Below are 18108 nucleotides of genomic sequence, written 5' to 3' on the forward strand. Positions count from 1 at the left end.
TTTTACTCATGATAACCGACCAAAAAACAAAGAATAACGCACAAATAACCATCAACATAAACCGCTGAATTAGCATGAGTTCTCGTACATGTGTACGCTCAAATATTAATAGCTTGGTCTTATCGCACAAAGCCTACCCGATAAAAAACCACAAAAATACAAAAACACAGCATAATACATTTAATAAGGCTATTTTATAAGATAGCTTTTAACGCGTTTTATTGCTGCGAGTATTATTTGCGTAATTATTTCCGTGAACAATATATTTATCTAACATGACTAAAAATAAAATTACTTTAGCCTTAGCGATTACTGCTGCTATTGGTATCAGCAATCAAGCCGCTGCCGCAGGTTTTCAATTAGCAGAATATTCTGCAACAGGTCTAGGACGTGCTTTTGCTGGTGAAGCAGCAATGGCTGATAATGCCAGCGCCCAATTCCGTAACCCTGCAATGTTAACGTATTTAAAAGGCATCCAAGTTTCAGCGGGTGCTATTTATGTTGATCCAAACATTGATATTGATGGTCGCCATACTCTATTTGGTCAAACAAGCACATCTGACTTTGCTAATAACGCTATTATTCCTAATTTTTATTTTTCTCGCCCATTAACGGATAAAGCAACAATTGGTATTGCGTTTGGTACTCACTTTGGTATGCGCACCGATCTTGGCACCGATTTCAAAGCCTCTATGTTTGGTAACCAAGCTGAAGTTCACACAGTAGAGATCAACCCTAACCTTGGTTACAAAATTAATGACCAATTAAGCGTAGGTGCAGGTGTGCGTTATGTGATGGCAAGCGGCCATTTTGGTGCGGCAAGCCCTATCGCACTACCGGGTATGATCCAAAAAGGTCAGCACCTGAAATATATGGAAGGTGAAGATAATGCATGGGGCTGGCAAGCAGGCACCGCATGGCAGATTAATGCGAATAACCGCATTGGTGTTAGCTACCAATCAGCGGTTAAATTAAACCTTGAAGGCCATGCAAATGGTGTTGCTTTTGATGGTTTTAAAAATGGTCGCTATGCGGGCACATTACCGCTTGAGCTTCCCGCTTCTGCTGAAATCGCAAGCTTCCATCAGTTAAATGACCAATGGGCTATCCATGCGAGTGTTAACTGGACCGATTGGAGCAGCTTTGAAAAACTAGAAGCTGATATTCCACAACTTGGTGGTAACCACCATATTAAAAATGAATATTGGAAAGATAACTACCGTTTCGCGATTGGTACCACTTACCAAGCAACGAATAAGTTAGTACTGCGTTCTGGTGTTGCTTATGATACATCCGCGGTTGATGAAGCAAACCGTACTCAAACTATTCCTGAAACTGACCGTACATGGTTAAGTGTGGGTGCAGGTTATGCTTGGTCTGAAAACCTAACCTTTGATGCTGGCTTTACTTACATCTTTGCCAAAGAAGCAAAAATGATTGAGCAAGAGCAAGAGATGCCAATATTAGGTAAATTTGAAGGCCAAACATCAGGTCACATTTGGTTAGCGGGTGTACAAGCAAGCTACCGTTTCTAATTTGATACGTAACTAGCGACCAACAAAAAGACCGCCAAAATGGCGGTCTTTTTTATAGCATGAACTAATCAATAAAATTAATCACTATCAATTTCATCTAGATAGCTATCATCAAATGTTTCAGCTGCTGGCTGATCACTGACTTTACCATCACTGGCGGTAAAATTCTTATATTGAATATACGCATCACGGGTAAAGATATACGGATCAGGTGAGCTCTTTAGCATCGCTTCTTGATTGACTAATGCTGCACGATCTTCCATACCTTCAAAGATCCACTTACCTAAGCCTTCCCAGAAGTTTAATAGACTCAATGGCAAATAGAGATCATCGACAGAATCAGTAAAGCCTCTAAAGGTAATCGGGCCATAAACAGGTAACATCAAGTAAGGACCGTTACCAACACCGTAATAACCAAGGGTATCGCTAAACTCACGATCTTGAACCTTATTAATATCCGCAGCTGATGCAATATCAATCAGACCCGCCAAACCAAAAACAGTATTAATCCAAAAGCGGTTAAAATGGGTTAGCGCCTCTTTACCATGCAAGGTAAGTAAGCTATTTACCATCCCTGCTGGTTCATCAAGGTTTGATAAAAAGTTAGCAATACCAGTACGGGCAAATGACGGCGTGTAATTCACATAGGCGAGTGAAACAGGACGAGCAACATATGGATCTAAATAATTAAAGTTTAAATCCCACATCGCGCGGTTAAAGCCTTCAAATGGATCATATACTGCATCCGCCGCAGTATTATCGCCATCAATATGATCAACAACATTTGTTGATACCGTTTGCTCAGTCGCCTTATCGGGTGATTGAGCACAGCCCACCATGCCGATACTTAAAATAATTATCAGTAATAGCTTTTTATTCAAAACATACACCTAATAAAAAACAGGCTGAACACAATATTCAGCCTGCTTCATTCATTTTAGCAATTAATTACTTAATATTGCTTATTAATGACAAACGCAGTTTCTCCACCCAAGGGGGTCTGGCTACTTTGACCATACCAATCGCCTTGTTTAGTCATCACGTTACCATCGCTATCAACACGTGCTTTAATGATCATTTCTGACAATGATGATAGCTGGCGTTGTGGAATCATGCTGTCTTTATCCGTTAACGTTATCGTTAATGGGAATGTTGTCGACAACGGTAATTTCACAGCCGCAATCGGCATTGGTGAACCGTCAGCATCATGTACCGAAATAATAATATTACCTTGTTTTGGTAATACTACGTTTTTTCCTAACGCTATAGTAGCAGTAACTTGCTTACCTGTATCGATATTTTGCGTTTCAGTTGGTGTTGTTTGTTCATCAATTGCCGTTGGATCTGGTGCAACTGTTGAACCATCAGCACCGTTAATACGCATTTTTGCACGCGCAATACTACGGGTTAGCATCGGTGTACGAGAATCCTTTGGCCCAATCAGGGTTTTCATCATCGTCCAATAATCAACAGCTTGCTGGTAATGCTTCTGCTCAAACGCATCAAATGCGAGTAATGACAGCGCTTGAACGTTAGTGTGATCAGTCTTAATTACTTGACGTAAAATTTGACGCGCAAGCTCACTTTGACCAGGTTTGCCACTTAACATTAATGTTTGTGCATAACCTAAGCGAATAGCGGTATCAACAGGGTTAAGATCATACGCGCGTTTCATTGCCATTTCAGCCGTTGCTGCATCACGATTAGCTATCGCAATTCGACCTAACAGTAACCATCCCATAGGATCATCACCGTCTTTGTGCAATTTAGTTCGTAACGCTAAAGTAAGATCCGACATATCTTGATCAGACAGTGGCTCATTAGCGGCGTTATCACCCATTAAACGTTGTGTTAGCTCTGGTAAGCGATTCACGGCTTGATGCCATGCTTCTACTTTAGCACTGCTACCTACAGCACCATAAACACCATAGCAAATACCCACAATTAAAATAAGGCCAGGTACAACCATTGCAGGGCTAACATATGTTGCTTGTTGCTTTTCAGTAACAGGCAAATCATCCAATAATGTTTGTTGTAAGTCCGTCACCATATCTTGCTGGCTATCGACTAAACCTTCTTGTGATTCTTCTTCAAGTTCATGAATACGATCTTTAAAGAAGGCTTTATTAAGCTCATCTCGGCTTGCTACATCGTCATACTCTTTGCCGATATACATCGGAATTACAAAGATGGCGATCGCAATTAAAACCAAAACAGCGGTTAAAATCCAAAACAGCGTCATTTATTTACCTTTGTCTGATTATTGGTAGCTTCAGTATCTTGCTGCGCCATTTCAGCCAACAACCCCTGCAAACGTTCCGACTCAACATCATCAAGTGGCTCATCTTTGCTTAGCTCAGTTTTTTTACGTGAGCGATAAACTAAGATGCTAAAACCAATCACAATAAAACCAATAGGACCGGCCCATAGGATCATTGTTGATGCTGTCACTGCGGGATCGTAGGTTACGAAATTACCGTAACGTGCAATCATGTAATCAATGACTTGTTGATTGGTTTTGCCTTCTTTTAACAGCTCAAACGTCTTCATGCGCATATCTTCTGCTAAGGTCGCATTAGAATCGGCAATACTGTTATTTTGACATTTAGGACAACGTAAAGTCTCTGTTAGCTCTTGAAACTGCTTTTCTTGTGCCGGATTTTTAAAGTCGTACACATCAATGGCTGCCAATGCTGGCGCAACCATTGAAAAAGTCAGTCCAAGTGCGAACATCAAAGCAAAAAAGCGTTTCATGATGCTTTTGCCTCCGCTTGAGTGTTGTTATTTTTTGCCTCGGCTTGTAGTTTCTTATAAAGAGGCTCAAGGGTCTTGTTCCAGTTTTCTGGATTAACATCACCCACATGGCGGTAACGAATAATACCGTTCGCATCAATTAAGAAGGTTTCAGGCGCACCATAAACACCAAGGTCCATGCCTAACATGCCATTACCATCAAACAAAGAAATCATGTAAGGATTACCCAGCTCTTTAAGCCAGTTAATCGCTTTAGGTCGCTGATCTTTGTAGTTTAAGCCAATGATCTTCACCCCTTGCTTCGCCAACACGTTCAAGTATTGGTGCTCAGCGTAACAAGTCGGACACCACGTCGCCCACACGTTCAATAGCAGCGGTTGACCTTTAAAAATCGTTTGCTGATATTCTTTACCCGGCTCAAATAAATCTTCAAGCTTAAAGGCAGGAACAGGCTTACCCACTAATACTGATTCAAGTTTTGTTGGATCATCACCAGCAGCGTTACGGCTTAGTTGGACCATAAACATCACAACTAACGCCAAAAACAATACTAAAGGAATAAATAATAGCTTCTTATTCATTAGTTAGCTTCGCCTCCGATTTTTGATCATTTGCAGCAATATTAGCAGGCTTACGGAAACGGTAACGCTTATCGCTGATAGCAAACGCACCACCAAGTGCCATTAAGAACGCACCCATCCACATCCAGTTAACAAATGGTTTGTAGTAAATACGTACTGCCCATGCACCGTCATTACCTAAACGCTCACCCATTGCAACGTATAAGTCACGGGTAAAGCCACTATCAATTGCCGCTTCTGTCATCATTGAACCCGCAACGGTGTAGTAACGTTTTTCAGCGTGTAGTGTTGTGATATCAATACCACGGCGGCTGATTTCAAAGTCAGCTACATAACCGTCATAGTTAGAACCATCTGCATCGCGTAAACCTGCAAAGTGGAAGTCATAACCTTTAACGTTAACTGATTGTCCTGGTGACAAACGTAAATCACGCTCAATACCGTAGTTCGATACTAACGTCATACCAATGATAGCAATCGCTAAACCTAAATGGCCTAACATCATCGCCCAGTGGCTACGTCCTAACTTACTCAAACCTTCAAGGAAAGAGTGACGGTGGGTTGCGCGACGGTAGATTTCAACCAAGTGAAGAACAATAATCCACACTGCCATCATCACACCAACAACCGCTAACGGCTCAACCACACTTGCAGTTAAGTAAATAACCAAGAATGAGAATGGAACGGTGAATAAACCACACCACAACATTGGTTTTGCGATTGAAGCAAAGTTATCACGTTTCCAACGAACCAGAGGACCGATACCCATTAAGAATGAGAATGGCACCATTAACCATGTAAATAGGGTATTAAAGAACGGTTCACCAATAGAAACAGAGCCTAAGCCTAATTGTTTATGAACTAATGGTAGTAACGTACCAATTAATACCACTAATAACGCAGCAACTAATAATAAGTTGTTGGCTAATAAGAAGTTTTCACGCGAGAACAATGCATAGTTACCACGAGAACGAATTTGACCACCACGCAGTGCATAAAGCAGTAATGAACCACCAATAACCACCACTAAGAAGCCAAGAATAAACATACCGCGTGACGGATCTGACGCAAATGCGTGTACAGAAACCAACACACCAGAACGGACTAAGAACGTACCTAATAGGCTTAGTGAGAAAGCAGAAATCGCCAGTAATACTGTCCACGCTTTAAATGTACCGCGCTTTTCAGTGACTGATAATGAGTGCATTAATGCTGTACCCGCAAGCCATGGCATTAATGATGCGTTTTCAACTGGATCCCAGAACCACCAGCCGCCCCAGCCAAGTTCGTAGTAAGCCCACCACGAGCCTAGTGCGATACCTAAAGTTAGGAATGACCATGCCGCGATTGTCCACGGACGTGACCACCGTGCCCAAGCCGTATCTAAACGACCGGTCATTAGTGAGGCAATAGCAAATGAGAATGCAACAGAGAAACCAACGTAACCCATGTACAACATTGGTGGGTGAACAATTAAACCGGGATCTTGAAGCAATGGGTTTAAGTCACGACCTTGTACTGGGAAGTCTGGCAATGTACGCAAAAATGGATTCGATGTTACGATGATAAACAGTAAGAAACCCACTGCAACCATACCCATAACGGAAAGTACACGCGCCACTGCTTCTAGAGGCATACCACGGCTAAATCGAGCAACAGCTGCTGCCCAACCCGCTTGGATAAGTACCCATAGCATCAATGAACCTTCATGCCCGCCCCATACTGCGGTTAAACGGTAATACCATGGCAGTAAACTGGTTGAGTTACTGGCAACATACGCTACCGTAAAATCATTGCTATAGAACGACCAGCTCAAAATACCAAACGACAATGCAAGCATGCCGAATACTCCGTAGGACAGTGGACGTGCCATACGCATCATTGCTTGGTTACCAACCGTGGCACCATACAATGGGTAAATGCTGGCCAGCACCGATAGCGCTAATGCGGCTATAAGTGCGAATTGGCCTAATTCAGGGATCATTGATCACTTACCTTGTAGTTGTTCTTCAGTGTACTGAAGTCGTTTATGGTTTATCTTCATTGCATCTGCCACTTCTGGTGGCATATATTTCTCATCGTGCTTTGCAAGCACTTCACTTGCTTTAACTGTGGTCGGGTTAATCAATACCCCCTGCGCCACAATACCTTGGCCTTCACGGAACAGATCCGGCAAAATACCATCATAAATAACGGTAACAGAAGGACCAATATCAGCCACTTTGAATGTAATTCGTAATGATTGAGGATCACGCTTAACCGACCCTTTCACTACCATGCCACCAATACGTAACCGCTGCCCAACTTCAGGCTTAGCACCACCATCGGTCTTACCGTTAATTAATTCTGATGGCGTGTAGAATAGGTTCATATTTTGGTTAAGTGCGTATAACACCAGTCCAACCGTTGCACCGAGTCCAAGCACTAACGCCAGTACAATCACTAAACGTTTTTGACGTCTTGGGGTCATAGGGTGTTCTCCAATTTTTTGGCTTCTTTAATACGTTGCTCACGCGCCATTTTATTGTTTATTTCTCGTAACAAACGTCGTTTAGTTGTTAAGCTCGAAAATAAAATCCATAACATGGATAGAAAAGAAATTGCGTAGGCACTCCAAACGTAGCCTGCGTATCCACCCATCGCAAAAAAATCATTTATAGAATCAAAATACATAGCTATCTCACTTCACCAGTTTCTGTACCCAAGGGCGATGACTCTCACGTAATAGAATTTCATTACGTAACCGCACCAGCGTAACAGCCGCAAAGAAACAACCAAAACCAAGTAACATCACCAACAATGGCCATAACATATCGTTTGACATTGATGGTTTGCCAAATTTAGAAATCGTTGCACCTTGGTGTAAGGTGTTCCACCATTCAACTGAATAGTGAATAATTGGAATATTAATCACGCCCACAATCGACAAAATCCCCGCAGCTTTTGCGGCTGTTTTGTGATCATCAAACGCGTTATACAATGCAATAACACCAAGATATAAAAACAATAGAATCAATTCAGAGGTTAAGCGAGCATCCCAAACCCACCAAGCACCCCACATAGGCTTACCCCAAATAGCCCCTGTAATAAGAGCAATAAAGGTAAACACGGCGCCAATAGGTGCCATTGCAGCAGCAGCCATATCTGACATTCGAATTTGCCACACAAGACCAATGAAAGAAGAAATCGCCATTGTTACATAAATACTCATCGACCAAATTGCAGCGGGTACGTGAATATAAATAATCCTAAAGCTATCGCCTTGTTGATAGTCGGCGGGAACAAACAATAGTCCCCATACAGATCCCACTAAAATGGAGATCAAAGCGATAATAGAAAACCAAGGCAACAACTTACCGCATAGACGGTAGGTGTTTTCTGCTTTAGCGTAAGGATGTAGCCACTTCCACATAATGCTCTCAACTTATAATCAATAATAAATACGTCACTGAGAGCAACATCATCACTCTCGCATTCTTCACTGCGCTCCCCTCTTTTGAGGCCGACGCATTAAAGAAAAAATTCATTGGTTAATGGACACTGATCCTTAGTGCTGCGGCAACAGCAAAAGGAGCTAAGGTCAACGATCCCACTAACATCGCGCCCATAATGGCTAATTGGCCATCATAAGCCATGCCTAAACTTGCCGCCTCAATCGCAGAGGTGGCGAATATAAGCACAGGTATATATAAAGGCAGTATGAGTAAGCTCAATAAAACGCCACCTTTTCGTAATCCAACCGTTAATGCCATGCCAATTGCGCCCAAAAAGCTCAATGTTGGCGTACCAATCAGCAACGTTAATAATACCGCGATCCAAGTATGTAAATTAAGTGACAATAAAATCGCCAATAACGGGCTAATAAGAATCAACGGTAATCCAGTCAACAACCAATGCGCGACCATTTTAGCAAAAGCGGCAACGGATAATGGCGTTGGCATGAGCAACATTTGCTCTAATGAACCATCTAAAAAATCATCACGGAACAACCGTTCCATCGACAGCAATGCTGCTAATAATGCAGCTACCCATATAATACCTGGGGCGATACGGGCTAATAAGTTAGGCTCAGGGCCAATACCTAATGGAAACAACGTAATAACAATAATAAAAAACCACAGCGGATTAAAAATATCCGCTTGTCGACGATAAGCAATTAACAACTCACGACGAATAATTTGCATAAGGGTGTTAAGCATTATTGTTATTATCCTAGCTTAATTTTTCTTAAACGGTCACTATCGACAAACATGTCTTGGTGAGTGGTTAACAACACCATTCCTCCACGCTCTGCATGGGATAAAAACAGCGCTTCAAGCACTTTTACACCTTGTTTATCTATTGCTGTTAATGGCTCATCAAGTACCCATAATTTATGATTACTTAGCCATAATCGAGCCAAAGCAACCCGACGTTGTTGACCCGCAGATAGCTGTCCGGCACTAATATCTTCACGGCCAGCTAAACCAACATGTGCCAACGCCTGCCATAGTGCATCATCACCACTTACTTTAGGTGTTCCTTTGAGATCGGAGCCTTGTTCACAGGTATGCATTGCCTGAAAAAAAGCCAAGTTCTCAAAGGCCGTAAGCTCTCGCTTTACGCCTGTTTGGTGACCTAAAAATAATAGAGCTTGATGATAATCCTCACGTGCAGTCGCAATATTTTCATTACACCACAGCACATCACCACTATCTGGGTAGCCTAAACCAGCAATAATCCTTAATAAGGTCGTCTTGCCTGCACCGTTTGGACCTTCAATTTGAACTAACTCACCACTTGAAATAGTGAAGTTTAATTCATCAAATAATACGCGTTCATCACGAACACAGCTCAAATTTGCTACTGACAACATAAAATGATGTATCCTAGGTGTCACAAAATAGCCGCATAGTACCACAATGGCTAACAAATTGACTAAACTGCTCAGCTTCTTAATCGTTAACTAACGTAAGTAAATGTGAAACAAATGCAAATAAAAACATTACCTAATATGCCTGCGTTTTTAGAAAAACTTTCGACAATTGAAACAGTTAACGTAACGTCTAAACCTTCACATTTAGAATCACTACCAATAATTGCTACCAACCACTCAAAATTTATATCTCAACTGCCGCAATTATTATTATCTATGAATAGCTTGCAACGATTAGTTACAAATTTATTGATTCCGTTAAACTTAGGTACAGTTAAGTCACCCCATTCAACGCCTCACGTACTTCAACAGTTATTTAACCAATTATTATTGCCGAATAACCAAGCAACATTAATTACATGGTTACAGCACAATACCGGTCATCAGACCTTGGCCACCTTATTACAGCAACTGTCACAGCCCTCAAGCCTACTTAATCAATGGTTGGGCCAACTAGGTCCTGAACAGCAACAAGAGTTCAGCGCATTGTTACGTCTTGCAGGTGAACAACGAGGACCTGAAAATCAACGTTCACCCGATAATAACAATATCCATCTACAGTGGGTGCAAGACAACGGCCAAACAGTATTACTACAAATAAACAATCGTTCACAAAAGAAAACAAATGCTGTTAAGAATAACAATAGTCAATGGACCGTCAAATTGAGTTTACCTATTGGTGCAATAGATATTATGAATGTTATCGCTTGTTGGCATCAACAACAGTTGAGTACATGCTTTGAATGCTCCAATAAAACGTTATTACATCATATTGAACGGGGAACGCCTTATTTAATTTCACGATTACAACAATTAGGTATAAATAGCACACCACCCCAATATAAACTGGCACCTCCCCAGCAACAGCATCAGCCAGCTGTCGCATCTGGTCTTTCAATAAAGGTGTAATAACAAAAGGTATGGTATGACAAACAAAACAACGCCGAATGCTCAACAAGCTATCGCACTGCGTTATGATGGTGAGCAAGCTCCTTATGTCGCCGCTAAAGGTTATGATAAATTAGCACAGCACATAATTGAGCAAGTAAAACAGCAAGGCGGCTTAATTCATCAAGATCCCATACTCGCACAGTATCTCAATAGTTTTGATCTCAATGATCATATACCGCAGGAATTGTATTTGATTATTGCCGAACTCATTGCATTTTCATGGTATCTAAACGGCAAAACCCCTCCGGGATGGGAAGGGTTTGAAAATATTGATATTACGGCATAGTTCAATATTTAGAACGAGGCATTAACGTCGATAATGTTGCGGCATACTTTTTTGTAAGCTCAGCATTAATTCTGCTTCTGCTTTTGGCAAGTCGCACTCTTTCATTAACTCGTTAACATCTGCCCCTAATTCAACCATCTTGCTGGCACGGCTGTATAATCGCCCACCAGAATCATTCATGGCGATCTCATTTTGACGTTCTTCAACCCGTTCCAGCTGCTCAATCATATCAACCAATTTATTACTCATACCAATACTGCCAGTACGTAACTCATTAAATTGTTTCGTTAAACTTTCATGCTGTAAACGGCTATTTTTTAATACTTTTTCAATAGCTGAAAATTTCACTTCTAATGCTTTTCGCGCTTGACGTTCACGGTTAATTAATACCGCCGCCGTTATCGCAATCACCACTGAAATCGCAACAGGTAACCATTGTTGAAGTATTATATCCATTACAAATATGCGACCTCATCCCACTCGTCTTCTGACAACAGTTTGTTTAAATCAACTAATATCAATAACTGATCATCATGGTTGCTCACACCTTGAATAAATTTGGCACTTTCTTCAGTACCAACACAAGGGGTGCTATCAATTTCAGAGTTACGCAGATAAACCACTTCCGCCACACTGTCGACTAAAATGCCAATCACTTGTGTTTCCGCTTCAATGATCACAATACGCGTGCTATCTGAAATATCACCACGCTGTAAGCCAAAACGAGCACGAGTATCAATAACGGTAACAACATTGCCACGTAAATTAATAATACCGATCACGTAATCTGGTGCACCGGGGACTGGCGCGATATCTGAGTAACGTAACACTTCTCGCACTTGCATAACATTAATGCCATAGGTTTCGTTTTCTAATTGAAAAGTCACCCATTGCAAGACGTGATCGTTAACGCCATCTTTTTGTATTTCCGTTATATTTACTTGGGACATAGTCTTTCCTCTTTAATGCCTCAACTCGCGCCACTATTAACATCTAAGCCTTTATTCAACATTTGAATTAATGCATCAACATGGATCAGAGCACACATTTTTTGTTTTACCATTCCCGCTAACCACGGCCGTTTACCCGCTTGTTCTCGCCAACGGAGATCAGTTGGCATCAAGGTTTGCGTGCCATGTAATTTATCGCAAGCCAAGCCCCACTGACTGTTGCCTAACATCACCATATAGTGATAATTATCGCGATAATCATTATTGGTTAGCTTATCGGCCATCACCCAACGCGCGGTATCAACCACATCAACATGGTATTGTGGTAACGGTGCTAAACCTAAATACCAAGCAGGACGACCGACAATATGGTTCAGTTCTCCAAGTTGGTAAATGGCACCTAACTCGGTTAATGCCACCGCAAACATCATGCCATTAACTTCAAAAAACAGCGCTTGGAATGGCTGTTGCTGGCCGAGATGTTGCCATGTGACAACCGCAGGTTCTAGTTCTGGTTCTGGTTCTGGTTCTGGTTCTGGTTCTGGTTCTGCATTAATCACAATCACAGCTTGAGGTTCAACATCAACCTGTGTTGGTATTTGATCTAATAACTGTTGTAGTTGCTGTGTCGATACCGGTTCACAAAAGGCTGTTGGTTGAGTAGCAGACACAGGTTGTGGCTCGGCGTCTAACAACAAATCACCAAAATAATCGTCTAATGCCTGTTCACTGGTTAACGGTTTCTTATTCATCGTAGGCCAACCTTGTTAAATGACTCAGGAGGGTTTTATAAGCAAAAACCCCTCGACAATTATGAGCATACAATGACGGTGGCATATGTTTAATACTGGCATCACGGAACTTAGTATCAATAGGAATAGCAGACATCCACACTTGATCTGGGTAACGTGTTTTTAAGTCTTGTAACGTTTGTAATGATGCACGAGTACGTTTGTCATACATCGTTGGTACGATAGTGACATCAAATCCTGATGGCTTAGAACGCTGCATTATCTGCAAGGTACGCAACATTCGCTCTAAGCCTTTCATGGCTAAAAATTCCGTTTGTACTGGAATTAAAATTCGATCACTGGCTGCCAATGCATTGACCATCATCACCCCTAAAATTGGCGGACAGTCAATTAATACATAATCATAATCAGCAGCAACACTGTGTAGGGCTTTTTTTAATACTAACCCCATGCCACTGCGGTTCCCCATCGAACGATCTAAAGTCGCTAATGACATATGGGCTGGAATGATATCGATATTTTTAAATGTGGTGCTTAAAATCAATTCTCTGACGCCATCACGCGTGATCTCAGGCAGTTGAAATAAATCAAACAAACTGGCTGGTACATAATCAGCATCAAAATTTAAATATGTTGTCAATGAACCATGCGGGTCGGTATCAACCACTAATACCCGTTGGTTCTGTTCACTTAATAATCCAGCTAATGCTATGGTAGTGGTCGTTTTCCCTACTCCACCCTTTTGGTTTGCAATACTCCAAACAACCACCGTCAACTCCTCACGACAAACCTAATTCAATTAAAATACATTCAGCAATACGGTCGAGGGGAAGATCATGACTAGAAATGCCAGCTTTAGCAACTGCTTGTGGCATACCATATACGACACAGCTATCTTCATCTTGTGCCCAAACGGTCGATCCATTGGCTTTTAACATCCGCGCACCTTCACGCCCATCAGCACCCATGCCTGTCAGCACTATCGATAGCACCCGATCATTAAACACTTTTGCCGCTGATCCAAACGTCACATCAACACAAGGTTTATAGTTCATTCGATCGCCACCATCAATAATTCGTAACCGTGCTCCAACGTTACGTCCATCGACCATCATCTGCTGTCCACCTGGCGCTAAATAAGCAACACCAGCGCGTAGTATATCGCCATCTTGGGCTTCTTTTACTTCTATACGGCATAAGTTATTCAATCGAGCGGCAAAAGCGGCGGTAAATGTCACGGGCATATGTTGCACTAACACAATCGGGTGAGGAAAATTAGCCGGTAATTGAGTTAATATTTTTTGTAAAGCAACCGGGCCCCCCGTAGATGTACCAATGGCTAATAACTGATATTTTTTCCCTGATGCACGAAAATGAAATGGCATTGATGGCGTCATTACCGAACTCGCTATTGCTGAACCAGCCAATGTACGTCCAACACTTGAAGTAACAGTGGAGGTTGCTGTTGCCATCACCTTAGTCGGTGTCGCTGCGGTATGACGCACCGACGGAATAGATGCGGGTTTGATTATCGCTGCGACACTACTATTGCGGCGCAAATAAAACCGTTTACCTGCTAATTCTGCTACGCGTTTTTGTAATAAATCGACAGCATCATCACGATTACGGGCAATATCTTCAAATTTTTTCGGTAAGAAATCTAATGCACCAGCATCCAGAGCATCTAACGTTGCTTTAGCGCCAGCTTGGGTTAAAGAAGAAAACATCAAAATAGGTGTTGGGGCTATTTTCATTATTTCACGGACGGCAGTGATTCCATCCATCACCGGCATTTCAATGTCCATCGTAATAACGTCAGGTTGCAACGCTTTAACCAACTCGCACGCTTCTTTGCCGTTAGTTGCATTACCTACAACAGTTAATCGAGGGTCTGCATTAATAATTTCACTGACACGCCGACGGAAAAAACTTGAATCATCAACAACTAACACCTTTATTGCCATTTGTTTTCATTCCTTTACATAAACAACACCGCAAGCCTAAACACTGGCGGTTTACGGGGTATCATTGTTAATAATTAACGTCTTACATAATGATTTAATAAATTAGGTACATCTAAAATAAGCGCAATATGACCATCACTGGTAATGGTAGCCCCTGCCATTCCTGGCGTTCCTTTGAGCAATTTATCTAACGGTTTAATCACGACTTCTTCTTGACCAATCAAACTATCAACTACAAACCCGATCCGCTGATGACCCGTTTGTACAATCACCACATGACCAAAACTATTATGTTGTTTGTTCGTTGTTGATTTTTTTGATAACCAATCTTGTAAGTAAAATAATGGAATCGCTTTATCACGCACAATAATGGTTAATTGACCGTCAACGGTATGGGTTTTAGTCAAATCTAAGTGGAAAATTTCATTCACATTTGCTAACGGCAAGGCAAAAGGTTGCTGAGCTACGCCGACCATTAATGTTGGTAGAATCGCTAATGTTAACGGTACCTTAATGTCAATACGTGTCCCTTTTCCTAAGGTAGAATCAATCACGATTGAGCCATTAAGTTGGTTGATACTGGTTTTAACCACATCCATACCAACACCACGTCCGGAAATATCTGAAATTTCTTTTTTAGTTGAAAAACCCGGTGCAAAAATCAGATTATAAGCATCATTATCACTCAAGCGTGAAGCTGCATCGTAATCCATCATGCCGCGATCAATCGCGATTTGACGCAATCTATTGGCATCCATTCCACTACCATCATCAGCGATAGTTAATCGAATATGATCCCCTTCTTGCGAGGCTGATAATAACACTTTACCCACTGGCGATTTGCCTGCCAGCTCTCGTTCTGCAGGCATTTCAATACCATGATCAACTGAGTTACGGACTAAGTGTACTAATGGATCAGCAAGTGCTTCCACCAAGTTTTTATCAAGATCGGTATCTTCACCCACCATCTCAAGCACAATTTCTTTATTGAGACTACGGGCTAAATCACGTACCACTCGCGGAAAACGACCAAAGACTTTCTTAATCGGCTGCATGCGAGTTTTCATTACCGCCCCTTGAAGATCCGCAGTCACAACATCTAATGTTGATACCGCTTTTGACATTTCTTCATCGGTGGTATTTAAACCTAAGCTAACCAGTCGATTACGCACCAATACCAACTCGCCCACCATATTCATAATGATATCGAGAGTCGAAGTATCAACACGTACCGTTGTCTCCGCTTGAGGCTTATGTTTATCTTTAGCTGCTGGTAATGGTGAACGATTAGCAGGCTCACTGACCACTGTTGGCGCGACTGACACTGGGTTTTCAGTGACTGGAGCTTCAATAACAGGTGTACTGACTGCCGCTTGATTCACACTAGCAGCATGATCAACCTGAGGTGCACAACCAATACCATGTAATTCATCTAATAAGCTTTCAAATTCATCATCAGTCATTAAATCATCGTTAACAACGGCAAGGTTTTCATTTTCACTAGACGGCATGGGGGTCGTAACTGATGTGGTCGTCGAAATATCAACCGCAGCAAACGAACTGCCAGCACCGGGCGCATTGCCACTACCATGTAACTCATCTAATAAACGTTCAAACTCATCATCGGTAATATCATTACTTTCAACACTTGTAACAGTATTAGCGATAACAGCGGTTGATGACGACGATGGTGAATTACCTACACCATGCAATTCATCTAATAAGCGTTCAAATTCATCTTGAGTGATATCGTCAACAGAATTAGCCGCAATCGCACTTGTCGGTGCAGCAGCCGCAAGAGGTTGATGACTAACCACAGCAGTTTCAGCCATTGTCTTTTCAACAATATCGACTGTCGCTGCAACAACTGCTGGCGGTAAACTGTAATGATGCAACTGATCCAACAAAGTTTGATCGGCTTTGCTTAATGGTTGATGCTCTTGTACTTGAGCAAACATCACATTAATACAATCTAGCGCTTCTAAAATGACATCCATCAATTCTGATGTCACTTTACGCTTACCCGTACGTAGCAAATCAAAGACGTTTTCCGCGCCATGACAAGCATCAACTAACTCAGTTAATGATAAAAAACCTGCGCCACCTTTTACGGTATGAAAACCACGGAAGATAGCATTTAATAATTCACTATTATCTGGACTACGTTCAAGTTCAACTAATTGCTCAGACAATAATTCAAGGATCTCTCCGGCTTCAATCAAAAAGTCTTGTAGGATATCTTCATCTAAATTAAAACTCATAAATTCCCTCTAAAATCCAAGACTTGAAAGTAAATCATCAACATCATCTTGCGATGAAACCGTATCTTTACGTTGCTGAGGATTAATAATAGGTCCTTCCGCAGTAACCCCTAATGGCAGCAGCTCTACGCTAGAAGATGATGCTTGTTCTATTCCAAATGCTTGCAGAATATCCAACATTCGATCTTCAACTTCATGCACCAAGGTGATCACTCGTCGTATGACTTGCCCAGTAAGATCTTGAAAATCTTGTGCCATTAAAATATCGGTTAAATGCTCTCGTAATAGTGAGCTATCTTGATCAACTTGAAGCAGTAACGCATTAATATCATGACAAAGCTGTTTAAAATCAGTTAACGCAATTTGCCCCACCATTAAGCGCTGCCATTGCGGATGCAGGCTATGTAATGTTTGTTGTAATTGCTCAGCAATCGGCAAGGTTATTTCAACCGCATCCATAGTTCGGTTTGCCGCTGCTTCTGTTTTATCAATTACATAAGATAAACTGTCGCGCGCATCAGGAATATCGGTTCTCGCTAAATCGTTCCAGCGAGGATCCAACCGAAAACTCACCAATGAATCGTGTAACTGGCGAGTCATTTTTCCAACTTCCTCATACATAGGCGCATGATGACGTTCAACTAAAGTTTGCACGAGTGTATTGGCTTGTTGTTGCTGGTTTTGTTCAAGCAACACCACTAACTGCTGTGCTTGCTCCAATGAAATCATGATTATATTTCCCTATGCCAAAACACAATCACTATTGTAATCGTTCAAAAATCTTTGCTAGTTTTTCTTTTAATGTCACTGCATTAAATGGTTTTACAATATAACCATTAACGCCAGCTTGAGCGGCCTCAATGATTTGCTCACGCTTAGCTTCAGCTGTAATCATTAACACAGGTAAATGCTTTAATTGCTCATCCGCACGAATCTGACGTAACAAATCAATACCTTGCATTCCTGGCATATTCCAATCTGTTACTACAAAATCAAAATCACCACGTTTTAATAGTGGTAGTGCTGTTAGACCATCATCTGCTTCTACTGTGTTATTAAACCCTAAATCACGCAGTAAATTTTTTACAATTCGACGCATTGTTGAAAAATCATCAACAATAAGAATTTTCATGTTTGTATTCAAAATTGCCTCCACAGC

The 18108-nt window shown here is 41.5% G+C and carries 21 protein-coding genes; 3 read left to right on the forward strand and 18 right to left on the reverse strand.

Translation table 11 applies throughout. The features are described 5' to 3' along the window. Positions 1 to 275 precede the first annotated feature (275 nt). Positions 276 to 1535 carry an outer membrane protein transport protein gene (locus tag CZ809_RS08175; RefSeq protein WP_080156923.1) on the forward strand — a complete coding sequence of 420 codons (1260 nt, stop codon included), beginning with the start codon at positions 276 to 278 and terminating at the stop codon, positions 1533 to 1535. 77 nt (positions 1536 to 1612) lie between these two features. On the opposite strand, the gene CZ809_RS08180 is transcribed toward CZ809_RS08175, so the two are convergent. From CZ809_RS08180 to ccmA, 10 genes are all read right to left on the reverse strand, one after another. Beyond that, positions 1613 to 2416 (reverse strand): MlaA family lipoprotein, encoded by an 804-nt coding sequence (locus tag CZ809_RS08180; protein ID WP_080156924.1) that lies wholly within the window; start codon positions 2414 to 2416, stop codon positions 1613 to 1615. A 71-nt stretch (positions 2417 to 2487) separates the two neighbouring features. Next, complete coding sequence (gene ccmI, locus CZ809_RS08185) at positions 2488 to 3777, reverse strand: c-type cytochrome biogenesis protein CcmI (protein WP_080156926.1); 1290 nt, start codon at positions 3775 to 3777, stop codon at positions 2488 to 2490. Further along, positions 3774 to 4289 (reverse strand): cytochrome c-type biogenesis protein, encoded by a 516-nt coding sequence (locus tag CZ809_RS08190; protein WP_080156928.1) that lies wholly within the window; start codon positions 4287 to 4289, stop codon positions 3774 to 3776. The genes ccmI and CZ809_RS08190 overlap by 4 nt, the downstream gene beginning before the upstream one ends. Next, positions 4286 to 4870, reverse strand: a complete 585-nt coding sequence (locus CZ809_RS08195) for a DsbE family thiol:disulfide interchange protein (protein ID WP_080156929.1) — start codon at positions 4868 to 4870, stop codon at positions 4286 to 4288. The genes CZ809_RS08190 and CZ809_RS08195 overlap by 4 nt, the downstream gene beginning before the upstream one ends. Continuing rightward, entirely contained in the window at positions 4863 to 6854 is a 1992-nt protein-coding gene (locus CZ809_RS08200; RefSeq protein WP_080156932.1) for a heme lyase CcmF/NrfE family subunit, read from the reverse strand. The genes CZ809_RS08195 and CZ809_RS08200 overlap by 8 nt, the downstream gene beginning before the upstream one ends. A 3-nt stretch (positions 6855 to 6857) precedes the next feature. After that, on the reverse strand, positions 6858 to 7340 hold the full coding sequence (gene ccmE, locus CZ809_RS08205) for a cytochrome c maturation protein CcmE (protein WP_080156933.1): 483 nt from the start codon (positions 7338 to 7340) through the stop codon (positions 6858 to 6860). Further along, entirely contained in the window at positions 7337 to 7543 is a 207-nt protein-coding gene (ccmD, locus tag CZ809_RS08210; protein WP_080156935.1) for a heme exporter protein CcmD, read from the reverse strand. The genes ccmE and ccmD overlap by 4 nt, the downstream gene beginning before the upstream one ends. 7 nt (positions 7544 to 7550) lie before the next feature. Further along, positions 7551 to 8282, reverse strand: a complete 732-nt coding sequence (locus CZ809_RS08215) for a heme ABC transporter permease (RefSeq protein WP_045039253.1) — start codon at positions 8280 to 8282, stop codon at positions 7551 to 7553. A 118-nt stretch (positions 8283 to 8400) separates the two neighbouring features. Continuing rightward, positions 8401 to 9069 carry a heme exporter protein CcmB gene (gene ccmB, locus CZ809_RS08220; protein ID WP_080156937.1) on the reverse strand — a complete coding sequence of 223 codons (669 nt, stop codon included), beginning with the start codon at positions 9067 to 9069 and terminating at the stop codon, positions 8401 to 8403. An 8-nt stretch (positions 9070 to 9077) separates the two neighbouring features. Next, on the reverse strand, positions 9078 to 9725 hold the full coding sequence (ccmA, locus tag CZ809_RS08225) for a cytochrome c biogenesis heme-transporting ATPase CcmA (RefSeq protein ID WP_080156938.1): 648 nt from the start codon (positions 9723 to 9725) through the stop codon (positions 9078 to 9080). Between the two features lie 114 nt (positions 9726 to 9839). Between ccmA and CZ809_RS08230 the strand changes: the two genes are divergently transcribed. Then, entirely contained in the window at positions 9840 to 10694 is an 855-nt protein-coding gene (locus CZ809_RS08230) for a hypothetical protein (RefSeq protein WP_080156940.1), read from the forward strand. Positions 10695 to 10710: 16 nt separating this feature from the next. After that, positions 10711 to 11022 carry an EscU/YscU/HrcU family type III secretion system export apparatus switch protein gene (locus CZ809_RS08235; RefSeq protein ID WP_080156942.1) on the forward strand — a complete coding sequence of 104 codons (312 nt, stop codon included), beginning with the start codon at positions 10711 to 10713 and terminating at the stop codon, positions 11020 to 11022. 21 nt (positions 11023 to 11043) lie between these two features. Here the strand turns inward: CZ809_RS08235 and CZ809_RS08240 are convergent, their stop codons facing one another. From CZ809_RS08240 to cheY, 8 genes are all read right to left on the reverse strand, one after another. Further along, on the reverse strand, positions 11044 to 11478 hold the full coding sequence (locus CZ809_RS08240) for a DUF2802 domain-containing protein (protein WP_080156945.1): 435 nt from the start codon (positions 11476 to 11478) through the stop codon (positions 11044 to 11046). Further along, positions 11478 to 11972: a chemotaxis protein CheW gene (locus tag CZ809_RS08245; RefSeq protein WP_080156946.1), complete on the reverse strand. Its 495-nt coding sequence runs from the start codon at positions 11970 to 11972 to the stop codon at positions 11478 to 11480. Before CZ809_RS08245 ends, CZ809_RS08240 begins: the two co-directional genes overlap by 1 nt. Before the next feature lie 20 nt (positions 11973 to 11992). Next, complete coding sequence (locus tag CZ809_RS21530) at positions 11993 to 12724, reverse strand: chemotaxis protein CheW (protein ID WP_080156948.1); 732 nt, start codon at positions 12722 to 12724, stop codon at positions 11993 to 11995. After that, a complete protein-coding gene (locus CZ809_RS08255; protein WP_080156949.1) occupies positions 12717 to 13493 on the reverse strand; it encodes a ParA family protein in 777 nt (258 codons plus the stop codon). The genes CZ809_RS21530 and CZ809_RS08255 overlap by 8 nt, the downstream gene beginning before the upstream one ends. Before the next feature lie 10 nt (positions 13494 to 13503). Continuing rightward, positions 13504 to 14688 (reverse strand): protein-glutamate methylesterase/protein-glutamine glutaminase, encoded by a 1185-nt coding sequence (locus tag CZ809_RS08260; protein ID WP_080156950.1) that lies wholly within the window; start codon positions 14686 to 14688, stop codon positions 13504 to 13506. Positions 14689 to 14762: 74 nt separating this feature from the next. Continuing rightward, on the reverse strand, positions 14763 to 16949 hold the full coding sequence (locus tag CZ809_RS08265) for a chemotaxis protein CheA (protein WP_080156952.1): 2187 nt from the start codon (positions 16947 to 16949) through the stop codon (positions 14763 to 14765). A gap of 9 nt (positions 16950 to 16958) precedes the next feature. Beyond that, positions 16959 to 17678, reverse strand: a complete 720-nt coding sequence (locus CZ809_RS08270; protein ID WP_080156953.1) for a protein phosphatase CheZ — start codon at positions 17676 to 17678, stop codon at positions 16959 to 16961. A 31-nt stretch (positions 17679 to 17709) separates the two neighbouring features. Continuing rightward, positions 17710 to 18081, reverse strand: a complete 372-nt coding sequence (gene cheY, locus CZ809_RS08275) for a chemotaxis response regulator CheY (RefSeq protein WP_080156955.1) — start codon at positions 18079 to 18081, stop codon at positions 17710 to 17712. Positions 18082 to 18108 lie beyond the last annotated feature (27 nt).

Origin of the sequence: Photobacterium piscicola, from assembly GCF_900166965.1 — a bacterium.
GTDB lineage: Bacteria > Pseudomonadota > Gammaproteobacteria > Enterobacterales > Vibrionaceae > Photobacterium > Photobacterium piscicola.